This window comes from Couchioplanes caeruleus, assembly GCF_023499255.1.
GTDB classification, from domain to species: Bacteria; Actinomycetota; Actinomycetes; order Mycobacteriales; family Micromonosporaceae; genus Actinoplanes; species Actinoplanes caeruleus_A.
Genome location: NZ_CP092183.1, coordinates 7,521,973 through 7,534,199, shown reverse-complemented (window position 1 = coordinate 7,534,199; position 12,227 = coordinate 7,521,973). Strand labels below are relative to the sequence as shown.

The 12,227-nt window shown below is 70.4% G+C and carries 10 protein-coding genes; 6 read left to right on the top strand and 4 right to left on the bottom strand.

Annotation, left to right across the window (positions count from 1 at the left end):
- Position 1: 1 nt before the first annotated feature.
- Together COUCH_RS34725 and COUCH_RS34720 are read left to right on the top strand one after the other, a co-directional pair.
- Positions 2-1,039: an ABC transporter ATP-binding protein gene (locus COUCH_RS34725; RefSeq protein WP_249609387.1), complete on the top strand. Its 1,038-nt coding sequence runs from the start codon at positions 2-4 to the stop codon at positions 1,037-1,039.
- Positions 1,032-2,054: an ABC transporter ATP-binding protein gene (locus COUCH_RS34720; RefSeq protein ID WP_275980027.1), complete on the top strand. Its 1,023-nt coding sequence runs from the start codon at positions 1,032-1,034 to the stop codon at positions 2,052-2,054. The genes COUCH_RS34725 and COUCH_RS34720 overlap by 8 nt, the downstream gene beginning before the upstream one ends.
- Before the next feature lie 71 nt (positions 2,055-2,125).
- Here COUCH_RS34720 and COUCH_RS34715 read toward each other — a convergent pair whose 3' ends face one another.
- Positions 2,126-2,416, bottom strand: coding sequence for a chorismate mutase (locus tag COUCH_RS34715; protein ID WP_199516412.1), 291 nt, complete (start codon positions 2,414-2,416; stop codon positions 2,126-2,128).
- Between the two features lie 228 nt (positions 2,417-2,644).
- The gene (locus tag COUCH_RS34710) at positions 2,645-4,498 is read right to left on the bottom strand and encodes a bifunctional metallophosphatase/5'-nucleotidase (RefSeq protein WP_249609386.1); all 1,854 of its coding nucleotides are present in this window, start codon (positions 4,496-4,498) and stop codon (positions 2,645-2,647) included.
- Positions 4,499-4,691: 193 nt separating this feature from the next.
- On the opposite strand from COUCH_RS34710, the gene pcrA reads away from it, so the two are divergent.
- Positions 4,692-7,115, top strand: coding sequence for a DNA helicase PcrA (pcrA, locus tag COUCH_RS34705; protein WP_249609385.1), 2,424 nt, complete (start codon positions 4,692-4,694; stop codon positions 7,113-7,115).
- On the opposite strand, the gene COUCH_RS34700 is transcribed toward pcrA, so the two are convergent.
- Together COUCH_RS34700 and COUCH_RS34695 are read right to left on the bottom strand one after the other, a co-directional pair.
- The gene (locus COUCH_RS34700) at positions 7,112-7,636 is read right to left on the bottom strand and encodes a M23 family metallopeptidase (RefSeq protein WP_249609384.1); all 525 of its coding nucleotides are present in this window, start codon (positions 7,634-7,636) and stop codon (positions 7,112-7,114) included. The genes pcrA and COUCH_RS34700 overlap by 4 nt on opposite strands.
- An 884-nt stretch (positions 7,637-8,520) precedes the next feature.
- Positions 8,521-9,252 (bottom strand): M23 family metallopeptidase, encoded by a 732-nt coding sequence (locus tag COUCH_RS34695; RefSeq protein WP_249609383.1) that lies wholly within the window; start codon positions 9,250-9,252, stop codon positions 8,521-8,523.
- A 414-nt stretch (positions 9,253-9,666) separates the two neighbouring features.
- On the opposite strand from COUCH_RS34695, the gene COUCH_RS34690 reads away from it, so the two are divergent.
- The 3 genes from COUCH_RS34690 (at position 9,667) to sucC (ending at position 12,224) form a co-directional block, all read left to right on the top strand.
- Positions 9,667-10,071: a cobalamin B12-binding domain-containing protein gene (locus COUCH_RS34690; protein WP_249609382.1), complete on the top strand. Its 405-nt coding sequence runs from the start codon at positions 9,667-9,669 to the stop codon at positions 10,069-10,071.
- Positions 10,072-10,289: 218 nt separating this feature from the next.
- A complete protein-coding gene (locus COUCH_RS34685) occupies positions 10,290-10,604 on the top strand; it encodes a hypothetical protein (RefSeq protein ID WP_249609381.1) in 315 nt (104 codons plus the stop codon).
- Between the two features lie 441 nt (positions 10,605-11,045).
- On the top strand, positions 11,046-12,224 hold the full coding sequence (sucC, locus tag COUCH_RS34680; RefSeq protein WP_249609380.1) for an ADP-forming succinate--CoA ligase subunit beta: 1,179 nt from the start codon (positions 11,046-11,048) through the stop codon (positions 12,222-12,224).
- Positions 12,225-12,227 lie beyond the last annotated feature (3 nt).

Here is a 12,227-nt window from a genome sequence, read left to right as displayed (position 1 = left end):
CTTGTCCGAAGTTGTTATCACCGACCCCCGGTACGCCAGTGCGGGCAAACCCTCCGGCAGGCTGCTCGAGGTCGAGGATCTGCGCGTCGAGTTCCGTACCCGGGACGGCGTCGCCAAGGTCATCAACGGTGTCACCTACCACGTCAACGCCGGTGAGACGCTGGCGGTTCTGGGCGAGTCCGGCTCCGGCAAGAGCGTGACCGCCCAGGCGATCATGGGCATCCTGGACACCCCGCCCGGCTTCGTCACCGGCGGCCACATCCGCTTCCACGGCGACGACATGCTCGCGATGAGTTCCGAGCAGCGTCGCCGGATCCGCGGCAACGGCATCGCCATGGTGTTCCAGGACGCGCTGTCCGCGCTCAACCCGGTCTTCACCGTGGGCTTCCAGATCGCCGAGCAGTTCCGCGTACGGCAGGGCCTCAGCCGCCGTGACGCCAAGAAGCGCGCGATCGAGATGCTCGACCAGGTCAAGATCCCGTACGCGAAGCAGCGGGTGAACGAGTACCCGCACCAGTTCTCCGGCGGTATGCGGCAGCGCGTCATGATCGCGATGTCGCTGGCGCTCGACCCGGAGGTGCTGATCGCCGACGAGCCCACCACGGCGCTCGACGTGACCGTGCAGGCCCAGATCATGGACCTGCTCAGCGAGCTGCAGCGCGAACGGCAGATGGGCATGATCCTGATCACCCACGACCTCGGTGTCGTCGCCGACGTCGCGGACCGGATCGCCGTCATGTACGCCGGGCGCATCGTGGAGGAGGCGACGGTCTACGAGCTGTACGCCAAGCCCGCGCACCCGTACACGATCGGCCTGCTCCAGTCGATTCCCCGGCTCGACGAGAAGGGCCAGGAGCTGCGCACCATCAAGGGCCTGCCGCCGAACCTCATGCGGATCCCCTCGGGGTGCCCCTTCCACCCGCGCTGCCCCATGCGGGTGGACGACATCTGCATCCCGAACGTGCCGCCGCTGCTGCAGGTCGGCGCCACGCGGGCCAGCGCCTGTCACTTCGCCGAGGACCTGGTGAACCGTGCCTGAGACGATCCTGAAAGTCGACAACCTGGTGAAGCACTACCCCGTGACCCGCGGGGTGGTCTTCCGGCGCACCATCGGTCAGGTGCACGCGGTGGACGGGGTCTCGTTCGACCTCAAGGCCGGCGAGACGCTCGGCGTGGTGGGCGAGTCGGGCTGCGGCAAGTCGACCCTCTCGCGGGTGCTGATGAACCTCGAGAAGCCGACCAGCGGCTCGGTGCACTACCGCGGCGAGGAGCTGTCCGGGCTGCACGGCGCGGCGCTGCGCCGGATGCGCCGGCAGATCCAGCTGGTGATGCAGGACCCGTACACCTCGCTGGACCCGCGCATGACGGTCGGTGACCTCATCGGCGAGCCCTTCGAGATCCACCCTGAGGTGGCGCCGAAGGGCAGCCGCCGGCGCAAGGTGCAGGAGCTGCTCGAGGTGGTCGGGCTCAACCCCGAGCACATCAACCGCTACCCGCACCAGTTCTCCGGCGGTCAGCGCCAGCGCATCGGCATCGCCCGCGCGCTCGCGCTGCGGCCGGAGATCATCGTCTGCGACGAGCCGGTCAGCGCGCTGGACGTCTCCATCCAGGCCCAGGTGATGAACCTGCTCGACTCGCTCCAGAAGGAGTTCGGGCTGGCGTACATCTTCATCGCGCACGACCTGTCGGTGGTCCGGCACCTGTCGGACCGGGTCGCGGTCATGTACCTCGGCAAGATCGTGGAGATCGGGTCCGAGGACGAGATCTACGAGCGGCCCACGCACCCGTACACGCAGGCGCTGCTGTCGGCGGTGCCGGTGCCGGACCCGACGGTCCGGCACACCAAGCAGATCATCCGCCTCACCGGCGACGTTCCCAGCCCGGTGAACCCGCCCTCCGGCTGCCGCTTCCGTACGCGGTGCTGGAAGGCGCAGGACATCTGCGCGACGGACGTCCCCGAGCTGGTCGAGCGGCGCGGCAGCGATCACCCGAGCGCCTGCCACTTCGCCGAGCCGCGCGAGGTCGTGGTGACCCACGACGCCAGGACGCTCTGACGTACGGCCCGAGCGGCCCGCCATCCGGAAACGGGGGCGGGCCGTTCGACGTTTCCGGATGGCGGGGGAGGCTACAGGGGGCCGCGGCCGGCGCGGAGGATCATCAGCGCGACCTGGGTGCCGTCGGCGCCGAGAGCCTCACGGAAGCGTTCCACGATCTCGCGCTCCCGGGAGAGCACGAGGCGGGTGCCGCCGGAGGCCATCCGGGTCTTGCCGACCTCCTGGGAGAGCCGGGCGCGCTCCAGCCACAGGTCGATGATCGCCTGGTCGATCTCGTCAATCCGCTCCCGCATCGCCTTGATCTCCTCGGCGGCGGGGGGCGCTCCGGCACCGGTCGACTGGTCCATCAGGTCGGCGGTCATGTCGTGCTCCTCGGGTGCTGGCGCCTCGGTCGGTCCGGCCCGGACAGCATCAAGCCCCGGGCTGGGAAGCCCGGGGCTCGATGTAGGAATGTCGTTCAGACGCGTCCTACGGCCGCCGGACCTCCGGTGCCGTAGTAAAAAAATCGCGCGGTCTGAATCACGGACCGAGTATGCCCCCGGCCCGGGCCGCCTCGCAAGGAAACGGCCCGAAGCGTGGGAACAGGGGACTCAGCCCGCCTTGGTGATGCGGTTCGCGGGGCCCGGCGCGACCGGCGTGCCGGCGCCCAGGTAGCCGACCAGGGCGTCGATGTCGAAGCCCGGCGCGGTGGTGCGGTCCACCTTCACGTTCAGGTTGGTGAAGCCGTCGCCGCCGTTGGCCAGGAAGTCGTTCGTCGTGACCCGGTACGTGGCTGCCGGGTCGATCGGCGTGCCGTTGAGGGCGAGCGCGCTGACCTTGGAGCCGGGCGCCGCCGTGCTGGTCCACGTGTACGTCAGACCGGCCGACACCTGCAGGATGCGCTGGGTGGTCTGCCCGCCGAAGCCCACGAACTGCTGCTCGAGCACGTCCTTGAGCTGCGCGCCGGTGAGCGTCTGGGTCACCACCAGGTTGTTGAACGGCTGGACGGTGAAGGCCTCGCCGTACGTGACCTTGCCGTCGGCCTCGCCACCCGCGGACGCCTCGGCGTCGAAGTCGGCGCGGATGCCGCCCGGGTTCATGAGCGCGATCTGGGCCCCGTTGTTCTTCGTCCACGCGAGCTGCGCGTCCGCGATGACGTCGCCCAGCGGGGACTCACCGTTGGCGCCGGCGGTCCGTACGATGTCGCCCGTGATCGTGCCGACCACGCGGTTGGCGATCGGCGCGACCGCCGTACGGTATTTGTCGGCGACCTTCTTGGCCTTGGGGTCGACGGTGTCGGGGTTCTTCAGAAAGACGCCGTTGGCGTCCTTCAGCCAGCCGCCCTTGCCGTCCGGTACGCCGTTCTGGACCACGACGTTCTGCGCCGTGATCTCGGCGAACCGGCCGGTGCGCCGGTCGATGCTGTAGTCGATGTCGGTGACCAGCTGGCCGTTGGTGCCGGCGCTGGTGACCACCGAGGAGCCCTTCGCGTTGGGCAGCGTGCAAGCGTAGAAGCGGTGCGTGTGGCCGGAGACCACGAGGCCGAACTCGGGGTTCAGGTCCTTGACGATGTCGACGACCGGGCCGGTGAAGTTGTCGCAATCCGAGACGCCCGGGACCGGCACCTGCTCCGACGCGTTCTGCTGGCCGCCCTGGTGCAGCAGCAGGACCTGCGCCTTGACGCCGAAGAGCTTCAGGAGGCTGCCCCACTTGTTGGCGGTCTCGACCTCGTTGGCGAAGCGTACGTTCTGGATGCCGGCCGGGTTGACGATGCCGGCGGTGCCCTCGAGGGTGAGGCCGACGAAGCCGACCGGTACGCCCTTGACGAACTTGATGTCGATGGGCGGGAGGATCGGCAGGCCGGTCTTCTTGTTGATGGTGTTCGCGGCGAGGTAGCTGAACTTCGCGCCGCCGAACCCGTCGCCGTCCTGGCAGCCGTCCACCGGGTGGCATCCGCCGCGCTGCATGCGGATCAGCTCGTCGACGCCCTCGTCGAACTCGTGGTTGCCCACCGAGGACACCTGCAGGCCGACCTCGTTCATGAGCTCGATCGTCGGCTCGTCGTGGAACGCGGCGCTGACCAGCGGGCTCGCACCGATCAGGTCGCCGGCGCCGACGGTCAGCGTCGAGCGGCCCTCGCGAGCGGCCTCGGCGCGCAGGTTGCGCAGGTACGTGGCGAGGTATTCGACACCGCCCGCGGGCGTGCCGTTCACGACGGCGCCGGACCCGGAGGGCGGGTCGATGGCGCCGTGGAAGTCGTTGTAGCTGAGGAACTGCCCCTTGACGGTCTGCCCGGCGGGCAGCCCGTAGGACACGGCGGCGGGCGCCATGCCGGGCAGGTACTGCGGAGCGGCCTGCGCCTGCTCGGAGCGCGTCATCGGCAGGGTGGCGACGACAGCCAGTGCGAGGGCTGGTACGGCGAGGTGGCGCAGCACAGCCCGGCCGCGACGGCGGGGGTGGTCCATAGTCTTCGGTCTCCCGGTCGGGTTACGGTTCAACCAACCTCGACAGCCTGGTGTATCGACGCTGGTCAGCGCTACTACTTCCGAGTGACAGGTTGGTTGCGCCTGTATCGGCGTACGGCGATTTGGTCCGGATCCTCCCTTCGCGGCTCCCCTCCTCGGATTGTCGGACCCCGGGCATACACTTGTCCGCGCGATGCGAGTCCTTCCGGAAAACTCCCAGCCCCTGTTCGCGGTGCCGCCGGTCCAGCAGGAGCCGCCCCGGCGGCCCGCCGCCCGGCGCCTCGACCCCGAGTCGCTGCTGACCGGCCTCAACGGCCCGCAGCGCGACGCGGTGACCCACGCCGGGTCGCCGCTGCTCATCGTGGCCGGCGCGGGTTCGGGCAAGACCCGGGTGCTGACCCACCGGATCGCCTACCTGCTGGCCGAGCGCGACGTGCATCCGGGCGAGATCATCGCGATCACGTTCACCAACAAGGCGGCGGGGGAGATGAAGGAGCGGGTCGCCGCGCTCGTCGGCCCCCGCGCCCGGCTGATGTGGGTTTCGACCTTCCACTCGGCCTGTGTCCGGATCCTCCGCGCCGAACACGAGCACGCCGGCCTGAAGAGCACGTTCTCCATCTACGACGCCGACGACTCCCGGCGGCTGATGCAGCTCGTCGCCCGCGAGCTCGACCTGGACCCGAAGCGCTACACCGCACGTGGGCTGGCCGCGCAGGTCTCCAACCTCAAGAACGAGCTCGTCGACCCCGCCGACTTCAAGGAGAAGGCCAAGGGTCCCAACGAGCGTGCCGTCGCGGAGGCGTACGAGCTGTATCAGCGCCGTCTGCTCGAGGCGCACGCGCTGGACTTCGACGACATCATCATGGCGACCGTGCACCTGTTCCAGTCGCACCCGCACGTCGCTGAGGCGTACCGGCGCCGGTTCCGCCACGTGCTCGTCGACGAATACCAGGACACCAACCACGCGCAGTACACGCTGGTCCGCGAGCTCGTCGGCCCGTCCGGCGGCGAGGTGCCCCCGGCCGAGCTGTGCGTGGTGGGCGACGCCGACCAGTCCATCTACGCGTTCCGCGGCGCGACCATCCGCAACATCCTCGAGTTCGAACGCGACTACCCGGACGCCCGCACGATCCTGCTCGAGCAGAACTACCGCTCCACCCAGACGATCCTCTCCGCGGCCAACGCCGTCATCGACCGCAACACCAGCCGCAAGCCCAAGCGGCTGTGGAGCGACCAGGGCGCCGGCGAGCAGATCGTCGGCTACGTCGCCGACACCGAGCACGCCGAGGCCGACTGGGTCGCCCGCGAGATCGACCGGCTCTGCGACAACCACGAGGTGCGTCCGGGAGACGTCGCGGTCTTCTACCGTACGAACGCCCAGTCGCGTGTCTTCGAAGAGGTGTTCATCCGCGTCGGGCTGCCGTACAAGGTGGTCGGTGGCGTGCGCTTCTACGAGCGCAAGGAGGTGCGCGACGCGCTCGCGTACCTGCGCGCCGTGGTCAACGACGACGACACCGTGAGCATCCGCCGGGTGCTCAACACCCCGAAGCGAGGCATCGGCGACCGTGCCGAGGCCTGCATCGAGGCACTGTCCACACGCGACCGCCTCTCCTTCGGCCAGGCCCTGCGCCGCGCAAAGGACGCCCCGGGCATCTCCACCCGCGCGGTGAACAGCATCACCGACTTCGTCCAGCTCCTCGACGACCTGCGCGAGCTCTCCCGCACCGCGCCGCCCGAGGAGGTCCTGGAGTCGGTGCTGCAGCGCTCCGGCCTGCTGTCCGAGCTGGAGGAGAGCCTCGACCCGCAGGACCAGGGCCGGGTCGAGAACCTGCAGGAGCTCGTCAGCGTCGCCCGCGAGTACACCGAACGCGTCGAGGCGCAGGCGGAGGAGGACGACGACACCCAGGCCGCGACGCTGGCCGGCTTCCTCGAGCAGGTCGCCCTCGTCGCGGACGCCGACCAGATCCCCAGCGACGACCCCGACCACCAGGGCGTGGTCACGCTCATGACGCTGCACACCGCGAAGGGCCTCGAGTTCCCGGTGGTCTTCCTGACCGGCCTGGAGGACGGCGTCTTCCCGCACATGCGCGCGCTCGGCGACAACACCGAGCTGGAGGAGGAGCGCCGGTTGGCGTACGTGGGCATCACCCGCGCCCGCCAGCGGCTCTACCTGTCCCGCGCGGTCACCCGTTCCGCGTGGGGGCAGCCGCAGTACAACCCGCCGTCGCGGTTCACCGACGAGCTGCCGTCGGAGCTGGTGCGCTGGGAGCGTACGGCCGGCTCGTACACGTCATGGTCCGGTACCGGCGGCGGCGTGGGCGGTCGCGGCGGGGACCACGGCCGCGACTACGGTCGCGGCGGCGGCTTCGCCGGGGGTACGCCCAAGGCGCAGCGGCTGGCCGAACGGCTCGGCGTGGACGCCAGCAAGCTCACCACCGCCAGCGAGATGAAGCAGGCCCCCAAGGTCGCGGCGGGCGACCGCGTCAACCATCAGCGGTACGGCCTCGGCCGCGTCGTGACGGTGGAGGGCCACGGGCCGGGGGCGCGGGCGCAGATCGACTTCGGCGACCAGGTGATGTGGCTGGTGCTGCGGCACGCGCCCATCGAGAAGATCTAGGAGCTCGTGCAGCCGGGGATGTCGACGCCGTGCTCGCGCATCCAGGCCGTCGGCTCGATCGGGTTCTTGTAGCTGCCCTCGTGCACCTCGAAGTGCAGGTGCGGGCCCGTCGAGTGCCCCGTCGAACCCTCCTTGCCGATCTCGTCGCCGGGCCGTACGCGCTGGCCCAGCTTCGCCGTGATCTCCGACATGTGGCCGTAGTGCGTGAGGTACCCGTTCCCGTGGTCGATCAGCACCGCGTTTCCGTAGCCCTGTTCGGCGCCGGCCGACACCACGATGCCCGCACCGGCCGCGTGGATCGGGGTGCCGCTCGGCGCGGCGAGGTCGACGCCGGCGTGCAGGCGGCCCCAGCGCTGGCCGAAGCAGGAGGTCACCGCGCCCTCGGGCAGCGGGTTGACCCACTGCGGGAGCGGCTTGGCCTTACGGAGCTGCGGGATGAAGGACAGGCCGGAGAGCGCGTCGCCGGCCGTCGGGTCGCCGGCCGTCGCGCCGGTGCCCGCGGCGGACGGTCCCGTCGACACGCCGGCGGCCGACGGTGCTGCGGCCGATCCAGGGCCCGCCGCGCTTGATCCGGCGGCTGCCGAGGGGGGTCCAGGGGCGGCGCTCGCGCCTCCGTTCGCGTCGGCGGATGTGGCGGGGGCCGGCGCGGTGGAGGGGGCCGTGGCGGCGTTCTGGGCGCTCCTCGCGACGGCTCCGGCCGGGGAGGCGCTGTCGCCGGCGGCGGACACACCGGCCACGCTCACGCCGGCCACCAGCGCGGCGGCCACGGCGTAGCGCCCCTTCTCGGCGATCGGCTCGCGGGGTGCGCGGTGGCTGTGCAGCGGGGCCGTACGGCGGTGGCGGCCGTGAACGTTCCGGGGGGCTCGGTGCTGCACGGCGGGCTGTTCCTCCAGGGCTGCGACATCGTCCGACGTCTGCCTGTCGGCACGCTCCGGCCGATGATGAGCGAGGCGGCGCGGCTGCTACCGGGATGGTTGCCGGGAGGTATCAACGGGTGGCCCGGGAGCCTCTGGCAGGGGGAGTGGGCGTGAGCGAGGGTCGCGTGGAGGAAGGCAAGGGGGGTCTCGCGTGGAGCGGGGAGGACGGGCCGGGGGCGCTGAGGCCCCGGTGCGATCACGCCGGCGTGAGGCGTCCGCTTGTCTCGCGCGGAGCGCGGCAAAGCCCGGCCTCGGGAGGCCCGAGCCGAGGAGGCCCGAGCTGAGGAAGCCCGAGCCGAGGAAGCCCGAGCCGAGGAAGTCCGGCGCGGAAGACCCCGGTGTGGAAAGGCCGGTGCGGAAATGCCCCGCTGGCGGAGCGCGGGAAAGCCGGGACCGCAAGCCCCCGTTGGGAAGGCCAGCCCCTGCAGGAAGCCCAGGGAGCGGGGTGAGGCCGCCGGAATCCGGAGGAGACGCTGCCGGGAGCGGACTCAGGAAGCGGCGAGCGTGCCGAGCACAGACTCGATCTTGAGCTTGATGTCGACGCCGTGGTTGCGGAGGAAGACGATCGGGTCGGTGGGGGCGCCGTTGACGTGCACCTCGAGGTGGAGGTGGGTGCCGTACGAGTAGCCCGTGTTGCCGACCTGGCCGAGGACCTGACCCGCCTTGACCTTGTCGCCGGCCTTCACGAAGAGGCGGCGGGAGTGCGCGTAGATCATCTCGGTGCCGTCGTCGTGCTTGACGGTGACCGCGTAGCCGTAGCCCCCGGCGTAGCCGGCCGACGTCACCGTGCCCGCGTGGACCGCCTTGTACGGGGTGCCCTCCGGGGCCGCCAGGTCGATGCCGGCGTGCAGCTTGCCGAAGCGGACGCCGTACGCCGAGGTGAACTCGTAGTCCCCGAGCGGCAGGAGCCACGCCTGCTCGGCGGCCTCCTCCTCGCTGACCTTGGTGCTGACGCCGCGGTCCTCGCTGCGGGACGCGCGGTCGTCGTCCGCGGAGCGGTCCGCGAGCGCGTCCTGGGCGACCGAGGCCTCTTCCAGGTTCTGCAGGACCGTGGGGCTGACTGCTTTGGCGTCCGGGAGCTGCGAGGCGGCTCCGAGGGCCACGACTCCGGCGCCGACGAAGGCCGACGTGACGACGGCCGCATACCGGCTGCGCGGAGGTGTGGGGACGCGACGACGGCCGCGATAGCGGTCGGGCTCAGACGACAAGCGCTGACGCACGAACAACCCTCCGTCGATGGCAAAGAACGGCTTCCACCGTGGGGGGAACTGAAGCTGAACGGTGGTTTGCCGGGCGGTCGGTCCGGAGTTAACCGGTTGACAGCCGGGAGCCACGGTAACCAAACGCAACGCCGGTCACAAGTCGCACCGCCAATTCCCTGACAGTTCTGTCAGGGCATTCGGGGGCTAATGTCCGAGTTGGTCATCTTTTCGGAGGTCGCGCAGTGATGCCTGTGAGTAACGGCACTCGGAACGGAAAGTCATGTGACGTGGAATACGGTAAACGGTGCTTGCGCTCGATCGCCAGGGTGGCCGGTGCCGGCCGGTAGTACGGAGCGGCGGCTACCACGGTTCAACCGAGCCGGGTTACCGTTCGTTAAGGTCGTCAGTCGTCGCGCGCCGAAGGGGTCGCAGATGGAAGCACGGATCAGGGTCGTGGTGGCCAAGCCGGGCCTGGACGGGCACGACAGGGGCGCGAAGGTCGTGGCCCGTGCCCTGCGTGACGCCGGCATGGAGGTCGTCTACACCGGCCTGCACCAGACGCCCGAGCAGATCGTCGAGACCGCCGTCCAGGAGGACGCCGACGCGATCGGCCTGTCCGTCCTCTCCGGTGCGCACATGACGCTGTTCCGCCGGGTTCTGGAACTCCTGGCCGAACGTGACGCATCAGACATCGTGGTATTCGGCGGCGGCATCATTCCGGCCGACGACATTGCCGAACTGGAGAAGCTGGGTGTCGCCCGCATATTCACGCCGGGTGCCACGACCGCGTCCATCATCGAATGGGTACGCGCCAATGTCGCCGCACCCGTTTCGTGACGCTAATAGTCACCGCATAACTGCGAAGAGTTAAGGGGAGAGGCCGGACGCACCCCTCACACGTCCGGCCCCTCATGCACGATGCCCCGCCGCCACCCCTCGACCGACAGGGCATCGGCCGCTTTCGTCGTCGCTCAGCGCTCCGACATCACACTCAACGACGCGCTCCGTGGGCGGTTACGAGGGATTTCAAGATCGTTTCACGGGTACGCAGGACCGTGTTCACGACCGCAGCAGCGGGGCTGGACCGCCTCCGGCGGCTACCGCGGCCGGCCCGCTCCCGGGTCCCGACCGTCCCCGGCCGCCGGCTTCCGCGTCAGCTGGGCGACGAGGGTGAGCCGTCGGCCGTCGTCGGCTTCCGCATCGGCTGGGCGGCGGGGCTGGGGCCGTCGTCAGTCGTCGGCCTCAGCGTCGGCTGGGCGGCGGTGTCAGGGCCGTCATTGGTCGTCGGCCTCACCGTCAGCCGGGCGGCCGGGTCAGGGCCGTCGTTCTCCGTCCGCTTCCGCTTCCGCGTCGGCTGGGCGGCGGGGTGAGGCGTCGGCAGTCGTCGGCTACCGCGTCGGCTGGGCGCGGAGTTGCGGGACGTCGGCCCGTGGACACGGCGATGGGGGGTCGGTGGCCTCGCGGCCGCCGGAGGCGGCCGGAAGGTGCCGGTCAGGCGGAGGCGGGCGACGGCCTGGAGGGGTTACGGCCTGTTCGCGGTAGCCGCCGGAGGCGGTCCAGCCCCGGTGCTGCGGGTGGCGGCCCCGTCCTGCGTACCCCCCGGACGGTTTTGATTGTGGGTTCTTGCACACCACGCACCCGCCGGGAGGCGCGCACGGGGACGATGGCTAGGCTTCGAAACGAGGTCCGCTGGCACCACCGGGCCGACATTTCTTCTCACGCTGGCGGCGACGCAACGACGCGCCGCGCACACAGGTCGGGACGCAGGTACGCGGCTTGCCGGGGCAAGCGTCGCGAGCGAAAGGAGACACGTGGACCTGTTCGAGTATCAGGGGCGCGACCTGTTCGAACGGCACGGGCTGCCCGTGCTGGGCGGCGGCGTCGCCGAGACCCCGCAGGAGGCGCGTGCGATCGCCGAGCGCCTGGGCGGCAAGGTCGTCGTCAAGGCGCAGGTGAAGGTCGGCGGCCGGGGCAAGGCCGGCGGCGTCAAGCTCGCCGACGGCGCCGACGAGGCCGAGGCCCGCGCGACCGACATCCTGGGCATGGACATCAAGGGTCACACGGTGCACAAGGTGATGCTCGCGGAGACCGCGGACATCCAGGAGGAGTACTACTTTTCCTACCTGCTGGACCGGGCCAACCGCACCTTCCTCTGCATCGCCAGCGTCGCCGGCGGCATGGAGATCGAGACGGTCGCCGAGGAGCAGCCGGACAAGGTCGCGAAGATCGCTGTCGACGCGAACGAGGGCGTCACCGAGGCCAAGGCCCGGGAGATCGTCACCGCGGCGCAGTTCCCGGCCGAGGTGTCCGAGCAGATCGTCGAGATCGCGCAGAAGCTGTGGCAGGCCTTCGTGGCCGAGGACGCCACGCTGGTCGAGGTCAACCCGCTCGCCAAGGTCGGCGACGGCCGGGTGCTGCTGCTCGACGCGAAGATCACCCTGGACGAGAACGCCGGCTTCCGTCACCCCGACCACGAGGCGCTGGTGGACCAGTCCGCGGTCGACCCGCTGGAGCAGGCCGCCAAGGAGAAGAACCTCAACTACGTCAAGCTCGACGGCGAGGTCGGCATCATCGGCAACGGCGCGGGCCTGGTCATGTCGACGCTCGACGTGGTCGCGTACGCCGGTGAGGCGCACGGCGGCGTCAAGCCGGCCAACTTCCTCGACATCGGCGGCGGCGCCAGCGCCCAGGTGATGGCGAACGGCCTCGAGATCGTGCTCGGCGACCCGTCGGTCAAGTCGGTGTTCGTCAACGTCTTCGGCGGCATCACCGCCTGCGACGAGGTCGCCAACGGCATCATCCAGGCCCTCGCCCTGCTCGGCGAGCGCGGGGAGGCCGTCTCCAAGCCGCTCGTGGTCCGCCTCGACGGCAACAACGCCGAGGCCGGCCGGGCGATCCTGGACTCGGCGAACAACCCGCTCGTCGAGCGGGTCGACACGATGGACGGTGCGGCCGAGCGTGCCGCCGAGCTCGCGGCTGCGGGGAAGTGACGA

Bases quoted from the DNA above. Each gene is read 5' to 3' on its own strand.
- COUCH_RS34715 (WP_199516412.1), bottom strand. From the start codon at position 2,416: ATGACCGCCGACCTGATGGACCAGTCGACCGGTGCCGGAGCGCCCCCC.
- COUCH_RS34710 (WP_249609386.1), bottom strand. From the start codon at position 4,498: ATGGACCACCCCCGCCGTCGCGGCCGGGCTGTGCTGCGCCACCTCGCC.
- pcrA (WP_249609385.1), top strand. From the start codon at position 4,692: ATGCGAGTCCTTCCGGAAAACTCCCAGCCCCTGTTCGCGGTGCCGCCG.
- COUCH_RS34690 (WP_249609382.1), top strand. From the start codon at position 9,667: ATGGAAGCACGGATCAGGGTCGTGGTGGCCAAGCCGGGCCTGGACGGG.